The 19,240-nt window shown below is 48.3% G+C and carries 9 protein-coding genes; all 9 read right to left on the minus strand.

From position 1 onward, the window contains the following. On the minus strand, positions 1-1,757 hold a 1,757-nt coding region (locus DXZ20_RS34880; RefSeq protein ID WP_250566029.1), incomplete at its 3' end, for a condensation domain-containing protein. Next, positions 1,757-7,234 (minus strand): non-ribosomal peptide synthetase, encoded by a 5,478-nt coding sequence (locus DXZ20_RS34885; protein ID WP_163703111.1) that lies wholly within the window; start codon positions 7,232-7,234, stop codon positions 1,757-1,759. The genes DXZ20_RS34885 and DXZ20_RS34880, both read right to left, overlap by 1 nt. A gap of 2 nt (positions 7,235-7,236) precedes the next feature. Next, a complete protein-coding gene (locus DXZ20_RS34890; RefSeq protein ID WP_023070732.1) occupies positions 7,237-7,476 on the minus strand; it encodes an acyl carrier protein in 240 nt (79 codons plus the stop codon). 85 nt (positions 7,477-7,561) lie between these two features. Next, positions 7,562-9,220, minus strand: coding sequence for an amino acid adenylation domain-containing protein (locus tag DXZ20_RS34895; RefSeq protein ID WP_163703112.1), 1,659 nt, complete (start codon positions 9,218-9,220; stop codon positions 7,562-7,564). A gap of 9 nt (positions 9,221-9,229) precedes the next feature. Beyond that, complete coding sequence (locus tag DXZ20_RS34900; RefSeq protein ID WP_163703113.1) at positions 9,230-10,378, minus strand: acyl-CoA dehydrogenase family protein; 1,149 nt, start codon at positions 10,376-10,378, stop codon at positions 9,230-9,232. 30 nt (positions 10,379-10,408) lie between these two features. Beyond that, positions 10,409-11,515, minus strand: coding sequence for an ornithine cyclodeaminase family protein (locus tag DXZ20_RS34905; RefSeq protein ID WP_163703114.1), 1,107 nt, complete (start codon positions 11,513-11,515; stop codon positions 10,409-10,411). A gap of 59 nt (positions 11,516-11,574) precedes the next feature. Beyond that, positions 11,575-12,783: a HupE/UreJ family protein gene (locus DXZ20_RS34910; protein ID WP_163703115.1), complete on the minus strand. Its 1,209-nt coding sequence runs from the start codon at positions 12,781-12,783 to the stop codon at positions 11,575-11,577. Positions 12,784-13,484: 701 nt separating this feature from the next. Further along, positions 13,485-16,883, minus strand: coding sequence for a GAF domain-containing protein (locus tag DXZ20_RS34915; RefSeq protein WP_163703116.1), 3,399 nt, complete (start codon positions 16,881-16,883; stop codon positions 13,485-13,487). An 82-nt stretch (positions 16,884-16,965) separates the two neighbouring features. Beyond that, positions 16,966-18,831 carry an AAA-like domain-containing protein gene (locus tag DXZ20_RS34920; RefSeq protein ID WP_163703117.1) on the minus strand — a complete coding sequence of 622 codons (1,866 nt, stop codon included), beginning with the start codon at positions 18,829-18,831 and terminating at the stop codon, positions 16,966-16,968. Positions 18,832-19,240 lie beyond the last annotated feature (409 nt).

A 19,240-nucleotide genomic window follows, 5' to 3' on the forward strand; every position in this document is an offset into this window, starting at 1 on the left:
TGCCCCTGTGCCTGCCCTTGCACCTTCCCATTCCCATCCAAATAAAGAACAGAAACAGAGGTATGCGGCAGGATAACTGAGCGCTGCGTCAGCAAGAATTTTGGGTTGGTGTCTTCTAGGCAGTATTTCAGCCGTTCAGCCGGATATGCTGGATCAAGGGGTACGTAGGCTGCGCCTGCTTTGAGCACGGCTAGAATACTAATGATTCTGTCTAGAGACGGCTTTAGGCATAGGGCAATTCGATCACCAGGGGTAACGCCTTTTGAGCGAAACAGATTGGCCAGTTGATCGGCCTGTTGATTAAGTTCGCCATAGGTGAGTGTTTGCTCTTTAAACACAACTGCTAGAGCGTCTGGTGTTTGCTGTACCTGGGCTTCAATCAGTTGGTGAATAGTTAAGTTACGGAGATAGTCGATCGTCTCCCAGGTGGTTAGCTGCTGCTGTTCTGCTGGTGTGAGACGGGGCAGATCAGCGAGTTTGCTTTGAGGCTGTTCGATAAAGGCAGTCAGCAACAGTTCTAAATGGGTGTGTAGGTGTGCGACTACACCTTCCTCAAACCTGCCCGAATCAAACAACAGCAACAACTCCAATGACTCACCAGGAACCACCAGCAGCGCCAGCGGATAATTGCTCTGCTCCAAATAGCGCACGTCGCTGGTATCAAACCCCAGTTCTGTAACTGCTGCCGCTGGATAGTTTTCAAACACCACAATGCTTTCAAACAGGGGACTGCCCTGGGGCACATCACTCCAGCGTTGGATATCGGTAAGGGCTGTGGTTTCGTACTGTCGCAGGTCGAAAAGCTGTTGCTGTCGCAACCGTAGCCAATCGATGAGAGTTTGGTCAGGCTCAATGCTTATCCGCACAGGTAGGGTATTAATAAACAATCCCACCATGGTTTCCACACCGCTCAGAGCAGCCGGACGACCCGATACCACCGAACCGTAGGTCACTTGGTCCTCACCGCTGTAGTGGTTTAACAGTAATGCCCATGCTCCCTGAACCAGGGTATTCAACGTTAACCGATGCTGTCGCGCCAGATTTTTAAGGGCTGTGGTTAAAGACGGTGATAGGGATTGTGTCTGTTGCTGGTAGTGTTGAGATGTGCCAGCAGAACAAGCAGCAGGCAGCGGTGTGGGCTCAACAAAACCCTGAAGCTGTTTTCGCCAGAAAGATTCAGCCTTACTGGGATCCTGTTCTTGCTGCCAGGCAATGTAGTCGCGGTAGGGGCGTGTGGGCTGTAGCTGGGGTACGGTTCCCTGAAGCAACGCGCCGTAGTAGGTCAACATGTCCTGCCAAATGAGGGGCAGTGACCAGCCATCAAATAGCAGGTGGTGAGAACTCCAAACAAACTGATGGACGTTGTCGCGTAGGTGAATTAGGGTGAGGCGTAGCAGTGGAGCCTGGTCTAGGTGAAAGCCTTGGGTGCGATCGCACTCCAAAAACTCCTCCAACTTAGCCATCTGCTCAACATCCGTTACCCCACGCCAGTCCAATAACCGCCAGGGTACATCTACCTGCTCACGAACCACCTGTAGTGGCTCATCCAACCCGTCCCACAGAAATGCCGTGCGTAAAACCGGATGCCGTGCCACCGTCTGTTGCCACGCCTGCTGTAGGAGTTCTATCTGGAGATCACCGCTCAGCTTACAGGTGTATTGATTCACATAAACACCAGCCTGGGTATCGGCCAGGGTGTGAAACAACATACCTAGCTGTACCGGCGAGAGCGTATAGATATCGGCAACATTTTCCATTAACCCTGACCTCCTGCACGATCGGCCTTATTTAACAAAGCTGAAAGCTTATCGAGCTTTTTGCTGTTAAGCTTTGCCAGGGGAAAGTCTGCAGCTGTTACCTTGTTGCCTGGTCCCTCCAGAAGTGTTTGGAGATGCTGCATTACACCATCAGCGAGTGCCTGGGCTGCAGAGTCGCCTAGACCGCTGTAGCACCAATCAATATGGAGCTGGCCTTCTCTAATAAAGGCGCTGATGTCGAGGGGGTGCGATCGCATCTGTCTCGGACTTCGAGATACCTGTAATGGCTGAGAAAATCGGAACATAGAGTTGGGCGGTAGCAGCTGCTCTAAAGTCCCGAGATAGTTAAATAAGATTTCAGGCTGGGGCTGGTTAGTAACAGCTTCATTTCCTCTGAGATAGCGCAAAATACCGTACCCAATACCATTTTGAGGAACCTGTTCTAGGGTTGCTTTAATAGATCTCAATGTCTCACCAGGTTCAGATTGAGCTGTTAGTGTTACCGGAAAGAGCGATGTAAACCAGCCAACGGTGCGCACCAAGCGAATATTGGGAATTATGGATTCTTCTCGTCCATGACCTTCCAAAGCAACTTGAACCGTAGGTTGCTCAGTGTGTTGTTTAACGGCTAAGGTCAAAGCCGCTAACAACAGTTCTTGAGGACGCGCACGAGATGTTTGCAGAAACGTTTGGGTCAGGTCATCACTGAGCTGTCGAGAAACAGTGCGAGCAGTAGCTTCGGACTGAGTAGTACCACTTAACTGAGCAACGGAGTCAGGCGGAGAGAGCCAATAGTCAATTTCTGATTGAGGTAATGCGATCTCTTTAAGCCCATGTGCCCATGCTTTAAAGGAGCTAGTCTTGAGCGGAAGCGAAAGTTCCTCACCCTGACTGAGTTGCTGGTAGGCTGTTTCTAAATCCTGAATTAGCGTTAGCCAAGATAGAGCATCTACTGCCAGGTGATGTATGACCAGCCCTAGCTGCTGGCGGTCACCTAGATCAAAGAGAACCGCTCGAACAAGATCTCCTTTGGTTAAGTCAAGCTGGGTCTGAAGTTTGGCAATGGTTTTAGTAATGATTTCTTGAGGATGGGGCTGCGCCGAGACATCTACTTCGATAGTGGCCACATCAGAAACAGGTTCACCATAACGTTGCTCCCAGCCTGCATCGGTTTGAGTATAGGTCAGCCGTAAACTATCGTGATGATTTACCACGGCTGTCAGGGCTGCCTTCAAAACTGACAGGTCTAGTATTTCAGCCACATTTAGCACCACTGTCTGGGTAAACTGTTCTGGCTCTGGTGATTGTTGTTCAAAAAATGCCTGCTGGATGGGAGTGAGAGGTATCAACCCTGTCAAATCTTCTGGGGTCAGATGCTCATGCTCAGGGGCCACTACAGCAGACAGCTTTGCCAGGGTGGGATGCTGAAAAATCTGGTTGGGAGATAAGCTAAAACCAGCTTCTGACATCCGGGCAGCAATTTGAATGGCCATAATCGAATCGCCGCCCAGCTCATAAAAGTTGTCGTGGATGCCAATGCGATCCACCTTCAGCACCTGCTGCCATAGCTTGGCTAATGTCTTCTCCTCAGCCGTAGCAGGGGCAACAAATTCTGCCCGTAGCTCGGGACGACTGGCTTTTGGATCCGGCAGAGCTGCAAAGCTCACCTTGCCATGCACGGTCAAGGGCATCTGCTCCAGCTGAATAAAATAGGCGGGCACCAAATTGCTGGGCAATCGCTGGGCTAAAAAGCGTCTCAAGTCTGCTGTCGAGGTCTGCCCCACATAATAGGCCGCCAGCTGGGCTTTGTTTATTTGCGCGTCTTCGTAGCCAATCTCCTGAAGAATTCTCTCCACTTCGGCCACGTCAATCTCATCATTGAGTTCGTCGATGGCCGCTTCTGGCGTTTTGTGCCCCATACGCACATCCCAGCTGTAGGGCAGAGCGTAGTTATGATAGCCACGCTTCTTAGTATGCAGATGAATGCCCACATTGTTGATCAGACAGTTGGTAGAACGCCCTGTGTCTGACGGACGAATCCAGGGTACCTGGTCCTTTAAGAAAGAGAGCATCTCTGCTAGCTCTACATCGCAATAACGGTAGAAGTCAATAATCTCCACCGTCTCAAAAATGTCATCGGTTTGAAATACCTTCACATCCATCAGCTGTGATACGGCATCGTCAGTGCGATGGTAGGCTTTGCGAGCGGCCAGAATGGTCTCGTCAATCTGGTCTACATCAAACTCAGACTGGCCAAACAGCTCCGTAAACCATTCTTCTGTCAGACGGGTTTCAAAAAACTGTCCCCGTGAGAGACCCGTCACAATGCAGGGAATCCCCCGCTCGTAAGCCAGCTGCATACTCAGGGTATAAATAGTCTTAAAGCAGCCGTTACACACGTTACAGTGGCGATTCAGGCTATCGACAAAAATGTCGTTCATCGCCGGTGTGGTGCCAAATTGATGCTTCACACCCAGAGTCTTAACAACACGTCGAATATTGTCTTTTGCTTGCTCAGAAATGTAGCCGTTATCGAGGGTAAAGGCAAACACCTTGAAGCCCATGGTCACCAGCTGAGCCAGGGCATAGGTGCTGTCCTTACCACCGCTGAGCAGCATCAGACAGTCGTACTCACCCTGTTTGCGCTGACGGGCTCTCTCTAGACGAGACTTGAATTCGTCAATCGACTTGAAGTATTGCTCGGTGCGATCGCGATAGGTCTCATAGGTTTGACAAATATCACAAACACCCTCGTGATCAAAGGTAATGCCAGGATAGTTGGAGGCAATGCCACAGCGAGTGCAGTAAGTCACAGGACCAGCCTGCACAGGACCAGCCGACTGAACTAAGCTAACGGCACTAGCACTTACTTCAGGATGGTCCATCAGGGCCGCTTCGATTTCCCCTAGCTCAATGCGGGTACCGTGAATCTTTACCTGACGGTCACCGCGCCCAAGGTACGTTAGCTGCCCATTCTCCTGCCAGCGACCCAAATCGCCCGTGCGATACAGTCTTTGATCACCGCGAGCAACAAACCGTTCCGCCGTTAATTCAGATCGATTGAGATACCCCCGCGCCAGACCAGGGCCACCGATAAAGATTTCACATACGGCTCCCTGGGGCACCAGGTTTAAATGATCATCCAAAAGATAAATTTCCGACCCTGCCGCTGGTTTCCCAATGGAAACAGATGTGGGTGCATCAGGCTCCATTTCAAATTGATGAATCATACAGCCAACCGTAGCTTCTGTTGGACCGTACTCGTTGTAAATCTCAAGGGGATGGTCACTAGCATTGGCAATGGCATCTGCCAAAGATGTTTTCAGATCCTCCCCACCTAAAATCAGCGTCTTCAACCGAGAGCCAATGGCCATGCCCTGCACCAAGGACAGGTGAGAAGGGGTTAGTTTAATCACATCTACTACATTCTCTTGGAAGATCTGCTGCAGCGAAAGATCAATAGCTTCATCCCCTTCAGGATAAATCACCACCTGTCCACCTGAGAGCAGAGGCACATAGATAGAAGTAACCGTTAGATCAAATGTAAAAGGAGAGAACAGGGGAAACGCCAGGGTTCTCCCTCTCACATACTGTTGAATCGCCCAGTTAACGTAGTTGGCTAATCCACGATGTTCAACTTCTACGCCCTTAGGCTTGCCTGTAGACCCTGACGTGTAGAGCAGATAAGCAAGCTGATTAATGCCAGACGGATTATTTAAATTGTTGTTTGGCTGCGACGTTAAATCTAATGTGTCCAACTGGATATTCACGGCATGACTGTTCAGGTGCACCGTAAACTCAGACTGGGTCAGCACCCAACGTACCTGGGTGTCTCTCAGAATATGGGCAATGCGCTCATTGGGGTGGCTGGGATCAATGGGCACATAGGCTCCTCCGGCTTTAAGCACTCCCCAGATAGACACCAGCATCTCAACAGAACGGCGCAGACAGATGCCAACGGGCATCTCGGGCATCACACCCTGCTGTCGAAGATAGTGGGCCAGCTGATTGGCTCGGGCATTCAGCTGACTATAGGTCAAAGTTTCATCGTTACAAGAGATTGCAACAGCATCTGGGGTTCTCTCCACCTGTTTTTCAAACTGTTGCACTACGGTTTGAGTAACGTCAATGCGATCGCACTTCCCCAGATCTACAAGGTGAGTCTTTTCCGACCCATTAACAATCTCCACCTCAGCAATGGGTTGGTTAAGATCAGCCAACACCGCATCCACCAATGCCAGAAAATGGCCTGTGGCCCGTTCCTGTAGTTCTGGCTCAAACAAGTCACAATTAAAGTCGAAATGTAGCTGCAGACTGCCCCGATCATCAAAATCATGCACCTGTAGCCGTAAATGATGTCGTGGATCGCCAGCCCCTGGATGAATCCATTCTGAAGACACTGGACGACCATCAAAATCCGACAGCCTAGCGTGGATAAAATTCAGTACCACATTGACATCACGACTGGGGGCAAACTGGCTAACACCAGGCTGGGCATAGCGCAGCATACCACCGCTAGCATGACTCACTTTCCGCAACAGCGATGCAAAGGTTTCCCCTGGTTCAATGTCAGCTTGTAAAGGAAACAGTTCGATAAATACGCCGATAGTCTCTTTCAACAGTGCGGTAGTGCGACCATGGGCAGGGGTGGCAAATGCTACTTGATTGCTGCCGCTAATCCGATGGAGATAGGCCAGCAGAATACCAGCCACCAGGTTAAACAGAGACAGCTGGGGCGTTAACGCCCGTGCATCCGAGTTCATCGCCAGCTGTTTCAATGCAGCCGTTCTTTCTGGGCCTAGTTCCCATGAAACACGGCGGGTGCGAGGGGATACCTGGCTTGCTGATCGATGGTAAAGATCTACTGAGTTCGCCTGCTGTTGTTGCCAGTAGTCAATGGCGCGAGACGAGGGTGATGGCAACGATACATCACTATATGCTGGTAATGCTGGGGCCTCTGACAAATTGCCCGCTATCGAACGATGATAGAAGTCTCCTACTGTTTGGTAAATCAGTTGAACTGACTGAATATCCGTAATCACATGGTGCTGACTGATATACCAGGCATAACAGTTAGAACTGAGACGTATTAGAGCTGTTTCAAAAAGTCTCTCGGATAAATTGAACAGTGTCTGACTACGATTCTCTGCCCAGGTACATGCCTTTACTTGGGGATTCCCTTGATCGCTGAAATCAAACACCGGCACTTCATAATCCAGTTGAGACAATACCCGCTGCTGCGGCACACCGTCCACTTCCTCAATCACCATCCGTAGAGCATCGCTGCGTTCCACCAATGCTTGGAATGCCGCCTGAAAATGAGCAGGCTCAATCTCACCGGATAGCGTAAACAAAAACGCCATGTTGTAAAGCGGTGATTCTGGTGCCAGCTTTTGCCCCAGCCACAGCAGATGCTGGGCCGTTGTCAGATTAGACTGGGCGGCAGTGGATTGAAGTGGCATTGCAACAACGGTCATGATTACAGGCTCCGCTTAGCAAGGTAGGCATCAATGGCCTTGATGGTCCTAAAGTTAGTGATGATGATGTCCGACTGGGGCACATCACAGCCAAACTTATCTTCCACAAAAGCCACCAGCTGCATCACTCCCATGGAGTCAATAATCTCTTCACCGAGGAGATCATCGTCTGCCTCAACCTGCATCCGACCGTTAAGCAGGGTCTGACTAATATATTGTTTAAGAATTTCTTGGTTATCCATCACTGTGAGTCTTGAATTTTGAGTTAAAGTTTGCCCGCCAAGAGAAATCACCTTATTTCTATAACTAAGAACTAAGAACCAATAACTAATAACTAATAACTCTCCTCTCCGCCTGTTGTTGCAACGCCCGTCGATCAATTTTGCCAGTGCCCGTTCTAGGGAATGCGGTCGCGATCGCAATCCTCCTCGGCACCGCATACCCCGGCAATCGTTCCCCCACATAATTAAGCAGTTCACCATCACTCAAGGTAGCCTCGGCCTTCAGAATCACCACCGCTTCCACTTGATAGCTACCGGCCTCAGCCGACACCGCATAGGCCGCCGCTTCTTCCACATCAGGGTGTCCCACCAAAACCGCTTCCACCTCATCCAGTTCAATGCGATAGCCCCGAGTTTTAATCTGACGATCTTTCCTGCCAACAAATTGATAGTTACCGTCCGGTAGCTGCTGCACTAAGTCCCCTGTGCGGTAAAATACAGCCGTCTGATGAGCAATTTCAGTCCGGTAAAAAGCACTCTTATTTAAGTCAGGTCGCTGCCAGTAACCCATCATCATGGTCGGCGTTCGCACCAGCAGTTCACCCACATCGCCTGACATAACTGGATTGTCCATATCATCCACCACAATTTCCTCTGCATTAGCCCAGATTTGTCCAATGGGAGCCACCTCATCAGGCATCGCCTGGCCCTCAGACAAAGGAGGGACATGGTAATAGCTACACTGGTTGATTTCTGCTGGTCCATACACATTACTAAAACGTGCCTGGGGCAAACGTTCCATCAACCCATACATATATTTCGCCGGGTAGGGCTCTCCACCAAACAACACCCAGCGCAGTGAGCTTAAATCTCTCTCTTCTAGCACACCCCGCAACAGTAGCTGGATTAACGCAAACGGTACCGAGTACCAAATGGTTAACGCTTCATCCTGGGCCAACTGCGAAAGACTGGCAGGCATTTTCATATAGGCTTCAGGGATAATCACCGTTGTCGCCCCTACCAACGGCCCTGAGAAGTAGTCCAGGGTGGACATGTCGAAATGAAGCGGCGAGTGATTACCCAGACGATCTTCGTGGGTCAAACCATAGGTATAGGCCGCCATCCGCGCATAGTTTAGACCACTGCAATGGGTATGCATAATTCCTTTAGGAGTGCCCGTAGACCCCGAGGTATACATGATGTAGGCCAGGTCTTGCTCCATGGTGAGCACCGACGGCGAGATATCGCTGGGTAGAATATCTGACCAGTCACAATGGTCCACAGCCTGTTCCAGGGCAAATGTTTCTGGCAAACCAATGATGTACTGTAGGGGTGCACCGCTGCGTGCCCTAATTCCATGGGCTCTGCTCCCATGCATGCCCACACCATGGGCCTCTCCCACCAGCGTATCTAACAAATCCGGCATCCGCACCCGCTTTGATTTCTGGGTAATCAGGTGACGAATACCGCAATGGTTAATGGCGTAGGCTGTACGGGCAACAGGTGCACTCGGATCAAGCGGCACATAGGCAGCACCGGCTTTCCAAATGCCATATATTGCGATCGCACTCTCCAAACTCTTATTCAAGTAAATCCCTACCCGGTCTCCCCGCTTTACCCCCAGATCAACCAACTTATGGGCCAACCCATTTGCACGCCGCAACAGTTCGCCATAGGTAAGACTCTCACCATCACAACGAAATGCTTCGCGTTCAGGAAACTGCTCGGCAGAGTGATCTAAAATTTGAGACAACAAATAAATCATATCCACCTCCTACAATCCCAATGAGCGCGCAATAATGTTGCGCTGAATATCCGAGGTGCCCGCATAAATCACCCCGCCAATGGCGTCCCGTAAATCTCGTTCCACCCCATACTCCGTGAGATAACCATTACCGCCATGGATCCGCACCGCATCTAACCCTGAGGCCACAAAACACTCGCTCAGATACAGTTTGAGCAATGCCGCCTCAAGCATGGCCGGTTGCCCGCGTTCTTTTAACCAAGCCACCTTATACAGCAACAGCCGCGCCGTCTCGAGGCGTAACTTCATATCAGCCACTCGATTCGACACGGACTGAAACTTACCAATGGGTTGACCATACTGCTCCCTCGCTTTGGCATACTCAACCGTCTTCTCTAACTGACGCTCCATGGTGCCTAGTTCGCTGGCCAGGTTAAAACAACGGTCATACTCCAGCGAACTATGGGAGAAACTAAACCCGGCTCCTTCCGGCCCCAAACGATCTTCTTCGGGAACAAAACAGTCTTCAAAGAAAATCTCTCCAAAGGGCACTGTGCGTAGACCCATTTTCTCCTTGACTGGCCCCGTGGAGAAACCCGCCGCTGTCCGCTCCACCAGAAAAGCCGTCACCCCCCACTTGCCTAGACTCGGATCAATGGTGGCAAATACCAGGGCCAAATCACAGATAGGAGCACAGGTGACAAACTTTTTACTGCCGTTGAGCATATAGCCCCCGTCACACTTTTGGGCATGGGTTTTTAGACTATAAACATCTGACCCAGCATTGGGTTCAGATAAGGCATGCACACCGATCCATTCACCTCGACATAGTCGTGGCAAATATCGTTGCTTTTGGTCATCAGTCCCAAACTGCTGCAAAAGAATCTGCACCGTCCACATCTGGGCATTCAGACCCAGGGTAAGGCCATTATCTTCACAGCCATAGCCGAGGGCTTCCATCGCCAGCACCGCTGTCATAATGTCCAGGGCGGGCGATCCGCTATAGTCTTCCGGCATACACATGCCTTGAATACCAAACTCAGCACATTTTTTCCAGTTCTCCCAGGAAAATTTGCCATGGTAGTCGCGCTCAACCATGTCACCATTGAGGTTCTTTTGCGCAAACTGAATGACACGATTCTTAAAAGCGAGTTGTTCGTCTGACCAGGAAAAATCCATGACAAATCTTGGGGGCGAGATGTGGGTAGATTACAGGACAAAACTGTAGGGATTTTTGACCTCAGCGGTGGCGCTTTCTAGCTCAACTAAGGTACCGACCTGCAGCTCAGTTGCATAGTCCAGCAGCATATTCATGGCCACCTGATCCTCAAGGGCAAATCCGGTGGAATCAAAAACCGTGGTCTGTTGCTGATGGTGACGATACTGGGCTGGATGCTTGACTACGTTAGATAGCTCAGCTCCAATCTGCTTCAGGTTCTTAAACTGTTGACATTCGCCTTCGCGAATGGCCTGATCTCGAAAATCAGGACACACAAAACTGCGCTCTAAAAGACTTAAGGGTACCTCAAACTTACCAGGAAAATCAGCCCCCACTGCGTTAACGTGCAGCCAGGGTTTCAGATTTTGATCGGGAAAGACCGGTCCATCATTCACATCCACGGACGTTGCTGTGCAGAGGATATCAGCTGCGGCAACAATATCAGCAACGTCTGCCTGGCAAATCTCTAAAGGGTTTAACCCCAAACATGCCACACGCTCAGCAAATGATTGACTCACGGCTGGATCGCTATCGAAAATGAGCACCTTCTTAAGATCAAAGCAGCGAGAGAGACCATGAAGTTGTGTAACGGCTTGGGCTCCAGCACCAATTAGGCCAAGGACTTGACTGTTGGATGAGGCTAGGAGTTGGGTTGCGATCGCAGATGCCGCTCCTGTCCTCAACGCCGTCAGAAATGTACCATCGATCACCGCAGACAAATGCCCCGACGCCGGATCATAGGCAGAAACCGTGGAAAGGACCGTCGGTAGGTTATGCAAGCTCGGATTCTGGGGATGATATCCCACCGCTTTGACCACAATCTGACGATGCTTTTCGAATAGCGGCATCCATTCCACTAAACCCACATGGGGTTGCTCATAGCTGAACCCAGTACGCACGGGCACCACAGTTTTTGCAGGATCGAAGTATTCAAATGCCTGGGTGAGGCGAGTAATCGTCTCATCCATCAGGGCATCTAAACCCACATACTCAACAATTCGTCGGGTATCCTCTACCGTGAGTATCAGCGTTTGTAACGGTGACTTAGAAACCACAACGACGTTATCAACCATGCTAGATTGCGCCAAAGAAACCATGGAAAACCTGTTTGCCAACTTACCATCTTAAAAAATGATGCTTCACCCCACTAGCCACCCTAAAACAGACCCTGTAGCACTGGTAAAACTCGAATATTGACATCAAACGCCCGTTCTATAAACCAATAGAGTGACATTACCCCCAGCATCGAAGCTCCTGTTTTCATGACAAAACTGGGATAAAATTGTTGGTTTCGCAACAAATAGAGCACTGGAAAGACTACAGCAATAATCATCAATTGCCCAATTTCCACACCCAGGTTAAATCCAAACAAGGATAGGGCCGCGTTTTGACTGGTCACCCCTAATTCTGCCAGCACATCGGCAAATCCAAATCCATGGAATAACCCAAAGAGAAAAATGATTAACCATGAGCGTCCCCGAAAGATGGGATAAAAAATATCCACCGCAGCTAGACCAATGGACGCCGCAATAATAGACTCCACTATGCGAGAAGGCACCTGTACAATCTGTAATGTAGCCAGGCAGAGCGTAATACTGTGGGCAATCGTAAAGGCCGTAGCAATCTTGATAATGTACACAAACGCAGTTGAAAACTTGCCCACTGGCTGCCACATTGAATCGTCTCGTCGCCTCAACACCGATGGCAGCAATAAAGCAACTAAAAAGAGAACATGGTCAATACCTTCTACGATATGTATTACCCCAAGATGAACGACCGCCGAAAAGCCCTGCCACAGACTACCGGATGTTAGATCTAACGTCTGAGTCTGCCCCGGTTGTCTAAATATCATTAGCGGCGTAGACTCATTTTGGAAGGTTCCAGTCATCCAGTTTTCTTCCACCAGCAACATATTTGTATGCTGCGGTAATTGCTCTAGAATCACATCGTAGGTAACATCAATAGCCTCAGGCGTAGTCTGAAAACCCTCTAAGGTATACTCAAGCGTCAGAAACTGGGCAAATGTGGTGTTCAAGAATCCATACTCTTGGAATGTAAGATTACATGCCAGAGGAGAACAGTCAAGGGTTAGATATTCATCTACATAGGCTCTAATCTGCTCTATATGAGGTTCAATATCTCCTCTACGAACCTTCTTTTTACTAGCAAGCCCCAGCTCAAGTACCTCATCTAATTCTTTAACGGGCATTTCTACCCGTGTCGAGACAGCATCTTCCCTAATTTGAAAGTAGACATAGCTTTGCCCTAAATTATGTGCTGACGCACTCGGCAATAAAGATGAGCTAACAACACACAACAAACAGGCCAAAGTAGCCAGTAAAACTCTGGCTGCGGTAGATCGCATCAGCTTACCAAGCATGACTCTTGCTAGGTCAAAATGACCTCTCCTTAAAATATCTCGTGAATATGAAAAAACACTGAATTCTGTCTTAAACCTAACTAATTCCCAAACCTCAACTAATCAGAGACCAGTTAATGTCTGGAATCTCCACACAAGTCCCGCTTAGTGCTTCCCCAAGAACTATACATTAGATTTACTGTTCTCAAAACATCATAGATATAGACCGTTATTCCGATAGTCCAACAAATCAAAGATTTTCTATGGATAGTACGGAAAGGTATGAAAACTGGTTTTAAAGCTCACATAAACTTTATTTGAAGTTAACATGAAGATAATGGTGTCACCATACAGTAACTATTCCAACAGTTCAAAACAGTTTTTATGAATATATTGTGAGATTATTCTTGTAGTCAGCAAAACAGACAGTATATAAGTCTTATGGTCAACAGTAATAGTCTAAATCTAAACAAGCTTTAGGCAATAAAGCATGAGGCGAAAGTCCTAAGTGTTAGGGTGGGTCTTTAGCCCTATGGAAGAAATTGCCAGGAATCTCAAAACATTACGTTAAGACATATTGGAATTATTTCGAAACATATTGAAATATTGAGTTATTTCTTCCGCGTCAATGTCTGCCTTGTGTAATATAAGACGCTTGCAAGAGCCAATAGTCAGTTTTATAGAGCTTTGTCAAAGGCACGGAGGCGTCACTGCTTGGACAAATTCTCTCTCAGAATCTGCTCCTGTTGTCGTACGGCAGCCAATAGCTCTGCGTTCTGAATGATCATTCCCACCTGATTATTAAAGATATAGAGACACTTTTGATCGCTATCATCAAAACTAGTTCGATACAATTCTGGCACGGGTTGGTCGTACACCAGCGGCAACTCAGGATAGTGCCCTGCTTTCTGTTTATTAATCAGCTGGGTCACACCAATCAACTCACCGTCTTGATTAAGAATCGGCATACAAAGTAGACTACAGGTGCGATAGCCGCTGCTAGCGTCAGTATTCCTTGCTCGTTCAGAGGCCGGATGGTCGTACAGGTCAAAGGGAATGTTTAAGGGGTCACGGCTTTTAGCCACTTCTCCTGCAAATCCTTCACCGATCTGGAGTCGAATTTCTTCCACCTGACCATTATCAAACTGGATGCGGCTCCAGAGTTCATTGCGATCGCAATCCAACAACCACAAGGTGCCCCGATCTGCACTCATTAGTTCTTTAGCCGCATCAATAATTCGTCCCAATATCTCCTCTGGTTCAGCTGTATTAAAATCGCAGGAACGTACCGCCCCCATCAACGTGGCCGCCACCCGCTGCCCCCGCGATGTCTTATGGTACGAAAAGAAGCTCTCTAAAATAATCTGAATAGCAGCGGAGCTAGCATTAACAGTTTCAATATCTTCGGCAGTAAACCCCTGACGATCAATGCGCTCTTCTAAGGGTAAATCTGGGTTCAAATAGGGCAACAATTTGTTCAAGAGCTGCACCACGGCAATCAACTCACCCCGATGATTGATCAAGGGTAAAGATAACAACGTGTACGTTCGATAGCCTATTTTTAGCTCTTGCTCTTGGGCAAACGCTGAACGTGGGTCGCCATAAAAGTCGTAGGGGATATTAATCATTCGATGGTGGGCTGCAACCTCTCCTACAATGCCCTGGTTGAGAGGCACCCGAATTTCCAAATCATTGGCTTCGCTATCGGTTTCTGCCACAATGGACCAAAATTCCTGACGGTCGGAGTCAAACAGAAAAATGGTCGTCCGATCGGCTCCCAACGACTGGCCCAATTTAAGGGTAATAGAACGCAGGGTGGTGTCTAAAATCTCATCGAAACCCTGTTTGTCCATGACCTGATTTAACAATTCCAGGGTTCTGCTGACAACATTACGAGGATAGGCCGACTGACGTTCAAGTTCGTTAAAATACTGAACATTTTGCAGGGCAATACCCACCTGGGTATTAAAGACCTCCATATGTTGTTGGCTAGTAATGTCAAAACTGGCCTGAAAACAGGCGGGGGGCTCAGGCCAGGTACTGGGATCGTAAGGAGGGAAATCACCCTGGCGGCGTTTATTGATCAGTTGGGTGACGCCGAGGAGCTGGCCGTTGCGATCACACACCGGCATACACAGCAAACTACAGGTACGATAGCCCGTCCGCCGATCCGTCAACTTAGCCCGCTCAGACTGAGGATGGTCATATAGGTCAAAGCTAATATTTAAAGGTTCTCCCGTTTGCGCCACCATTCCTGCATAGCCCTGACCAATGGGAATGCGGATTTCTTTGACCTCACCATTTTCAAAGGGAATATTCGACCAAAGTTCTTGACTTTCAGGGTCAACCAACCACAGAGTCACCCGATCAGCATTCATCAATCGCTTGGCTGCATCAATCACCCGCCCAATAATTTCATCAGGATTGAGACTACTCTGGGACACGGATGTTGTCGCTTCCGTCAGGGCCTCAGATGTCTGTATGCGCTGGGTAAGACGATAACAGTAATGACACTGTTCTAAAATCCGCTGAATCGGTTCAGCATAGTCCCTTAATTGCACCTGATCTTCTTGGTTAAAGCCCACCAAATCAACGCGTTCTTCTAAGGGGGCGGTTGGATTATGGGAGAGTTTGAGCTTATTCACTAAATGAACAAACGCGATCAAATGCCCTTGAGATTGAGGCAAAGAAAAAAATAAATCATTATACGTAATATAGTTCTCGGCTTCACGAGCAGACCCTTGAGTAGCTTGAATAAACTGTTGAAATTCTGTCAGCTGGCCTGCACTCGCCTCATTGGTCAAAATCTTAATTGTAGGGTATTTGATATCACCGCTATTGGCTTCAATGGACCACAGCTCATTTTTCTCTGGATCAATGAAGAATATTGTCGTGCGGTCGGCACTCAACAACACACTCATTTTCAAGGTAATATCACTCAAAATCTCATTAAGGATATAGTCAAACCCCTTACCCTCCATGACATTGAGCATGGACAAAAGTTTTTGCTCTTGTTTAGAAACAGTTTTCATAAACTCCTCGTAAACGTTAGACAAAACCCGTTGCACCCATTGGTTATTAAAGACCGTGGCATAAATCCGATTGTAAACACGCAGTTGTTCGCCCCGTTTTACCACCAGTCCTGCTAGCTGTAGCTCTAACTGTTCACCACTGTCATCGGCAGAGACATACCGATCTTTGAGAATCCGCTCATACAGCTGTAATAACGGTCCCGTTCGTTTCTCAATATTTAGCAAGCGATCGCGAATTGTCTTTAAATGGGGTGGCTCATCCTGAACTTCCCAGTTATCTAAAACGCGAGCTTCCACCAAAACTTCCACATAGCGCCGTTCTTGCCCTGCCGTAATCGGCTCATTCTCAGCCGTAATGACCTGACATAGCTTCTGAGTCAATAACGGCTGTCCCCCCGTCCAGTTCAAAATACATTTCAGCACCACCTCTGGACGTTCAGCATTAACCAATCCTTTGGCCAGGGTGCGGGCTTCTTGAAACGTAAACCCATGCAGATCAATAGCCCGTCCCACATTAAAGGGGGTGCAATACTTATCTGTAATCAAATCAGAGGGTGTCGTGACCCCCAACAGCGCAAACGTTAGCTGCCCCGAATCGAGACAAGAACGAATACAGGCAAAAAAATCATCGGTCTCAAACGGCAAGCGCCGCATGCTGTCAATCTCATCAATAAAGATAACAATTGGCTGGGTAACATTATCTAACAATATCTGTTCTATAAACTCGTTGAGTATCTTTACCGGTGATAGATAGTCATACTCTTTTAACCACTGACGCAGATTGACAGGCAGGTCAAAACTGGTCACTAAACGCCGCATAATACCGGCATACCACTGTTGAGCCGTAATATCTCGACTACCAATCTTGTTCAGATCAATGGCCACACAGGCAACACCAACCTGTTGCAAACGATAAAGTGTACGCACCCGCAGACTGGTCTTCCCCATTTGGCGAGAGTTAAACACATAACACAGCTCGCCCGCTTTCAATGCTTGATAAAGCGCCTCATCTGCTTCCCGCACGATATAGCTTGGAGCATCCAGAGGTAAATGTCCTCCAACCTTATATTTCATACCTATATCACCCCCTCATTTACACACAAGCCTGTCATCTCTTTGATCACAGCTTCAGACCATTCCCTCTAGATAATCCCCTTTAGACAATCACCTTCAAACGGCCACTAAAGTACTGACGATACAATTCAAAGCGAGGAACAACGCCATTGCCTTCCAGTTTTACTAATCCAAGACTGTGAAGCTTGAAAGCACATTCCGATTCCAGACAAACGGGTTCATGTCGAACCAGCACCTGGCTAAATGAATTAGCCAGAACAGAATTACGATGTAAAACCCACAAATGGCGGCGCAGATGGTCACCATAAATGCCAGATTCTGTTGGCGCACTTTCTAGAAGCTGCTTCCAGGTGAGGCGCTTTTGAGCAATGTGATAAAACGCAAATCTCACAAGATATGGATGACCACCAATCAACGTCATCAGCTGTTCAAGCTGCTCAGCTGTCCAATTCAATCCGTGACGACAGGCCAGATCGGTCACCTGGTCTAGATTAAAATCCTGCAGTTCAATGGGCAGACCGACGTTAAACGGCGACTGGTTAATATCCAGAGGAATATAGCCCTCCGTCGAGTGCACCACCACTAACCGTAATTTTTCCCAAAGACTGCTGCCTGCCATGCCATAACCCGCTTCTTCATACCAGGCCCGCAATAGTCCAAAAAAGTCATCTACAATATTGGCATAATGAAACACCCGATCAACCTCATCCATCCCCAACACCAGAGGTGTGGTAATTTCAGGCAGCAGATAGTCCTCAAAATAAGCCGTACAGTTATCCTTACTGCCATAGGTATCCGTCCAAAAATCCTCTAGCCGAGGCGGAAGATTTAGTTTGCGAGCCACACGCACACATAGCCAGCGCAGCACCTTATCAAGGCTATTGAAAATCTCCTGGTCCGCATGCTGAAAGCTAAGGGGAATCGTTTGATATCCCTGCTCGCGCGCTTTAGACAAAATCCGAGCCATCAGAGATGTCTTACCCATCTGGCGTGGGGCCTTAATGCGAATCAGAGCCCCTGGTTTGAAAATTTCTTCATAACACAGCACGTCTTGAGGATTGCGTTCAATGTAAAAGGCAGAAGCCAGGCGTACTTGCCCCCTGGGTAGCTCTGGATCTGCAACAGGCCGTGGGGCAGGCAGAGAGGATTCAGACCGCTCTACATCAGCAGAACATAATGATGGACTTTCAATTGTTTTTTCTGTAGAGCTAACCTTAGCAGTACCCACTATGGGCGGTTTGCCAACCTGAATAATTTGTACGAGATCTCGAACCAGTCGTTGCTCATCGTTGGGCTTCACCCAGCTATACTGTCGAGCCTGCGCTAGATAATTACGCAGGTCATGATTTAAAGGAAATGGTGACTCTGTACATACATGCAGCACTAACAACCACGGTTTATGGCTGTAGTAACTAACATGATGGTCCCAAATGCGTTGCAAAATCTCAATGACCATCTCACTCATCGCCATTTGAGATGACAACACCAAAATAAAGTGGCTGCAGCAGATCAGCTTTGCCTCCAGCTGGCTAGCCCAGCTACCGCCTGTACTGGATACCGTATCTAAATTAGCTGAAAAAGAATGGCCTACTGGTTGAACCGCCCGGCTTAAAATCTCAGCGATCTGAGCATCTGGCGTTTGTTGTCGATAAATAATGGCAATCTGTTTCTGTTGTTTAATTGCCCGTTCAACACATCCTTTCAGGCGTTTTTTAGTAATCTTTTCCCCTAAAACATCGGAGAGTTTATGCCAAAGTCGATAGCCGACAGACTTCTCAATGTATTCTGCCTTAAACGGATAAATTTCCTCATAGGTTTTTCCATGCCACGAACCCAGAAAAACCTGACGTTCTAGGTCATTAAGTCGTTTTTCTGTCTTGGCATAGACTAATCGATCAACAAATTCCAAGGCTGCATCTGCATCCATAGCAAAATCGCTGCTGAGCATGGGAGTGACGAATCATGGTAGGTAGTCGAGGCAGGGGATGCACAGTCCTAAGTTACCCCGCTGTTTATTTTCTGACAAAGCTAATGTGGAGGTTTGGAGGGCTTTGCTGAGGTTTTATGAGGTTTAGATAAAGCGAGCGTTTGAGCAGCTATCCTATACTTAGCAAATTTTTCCCCAGATTGTGAGCTTTTCTGGTTACACTCCAGAGCTTAACGTCAGATACTAAGGGTGACGGGGATAGTCAGATAGCACAAAAATACTGGACTAGCCACGGGGTTACTCCCCTGTAGCCTTGGCCCATGATTCGAGCCAAACTATAGACTTAAGCAAACGCCTGTGCAGCGCCAGTATTAAATAGCCCAATGCAAGCATAGTGCCCCATTACAGTGTCAAGCAGCCGCACCTGGAA

This window comes from Adonisia turfae CCMR0081 (assembly GCF_011009555.1).
GTDB lineage: Bacteria > Cyanobacteriota > Cyanobacteriia > Phormidesmidales > Phormidesmidaceae > Leptothoe > Leptothoe turfae.

What these genes read in the sequence shown, in the direction of transcription:
- DXZ20_RS34905 (WP_163703114.1), bottom strand. Translation starts at nt 11,515, where the DNA reads ATGGTTTCTTTGGCGCAATCTAGCATGGTTGATAACGTCGTTGTGGTT.
- DXZ20_RS34900 (WP_163703113.1), bottom strand. Translation starts at nt 10,378, where the DNA reads ATGGATTTTTCCTGGTCAGACGAACAACTCGCTTTTAAGAATCGTGTC.
- DXZ20_RS34890 (WP_023070732.1), bottom strand. Translation starts at nt 7,476, where the DNA reads ATGGATAACCAAGAAATTCTTAAACAATATATTAGTCAGACCCTGCTT.
- DXZ20_RS34910 (WP_163703115.1), bottom strand. Translation starts at nt 12,783, where the DNA reads ATGCGATCTACCGCAGCCAGAGTTTTACTGGCTACTTTGGCCTGTTTG.
- DXZ20_RS34895 (WP_163703112.1), bottom strand. Translation starts at nt 9,220, where the DNA reads ATGATTTATTTGTTGTCTCAAATTTTAGATCACTCTGCCGAGCAGTTT.
- DXZ20_RS34920 (WP_163703117.1), bottom strand. Translation starts at nt 18,831, where the DNA reads ATGCTCAGCAGCGATTTTGCTATGGATGCAGATGCAGCCTTGGAATTT.
- DXZ20_RS34915 (WP_163703116.1), bottom strand. Translation starts at nt 16,883, where the DNA reads ATGAAATATAAGGTTGGAGGACATTTACCTCTGGATGCTCCAAGCTAT.
- DXZ20_RS34885 (WP_163703111.1), bottom strand. Translation starts at nt 7,234, where the DNA reads ATGACCGTTGTTGCAATGCCACTTCAATCCACTGCCGCCCAGTCTAAT.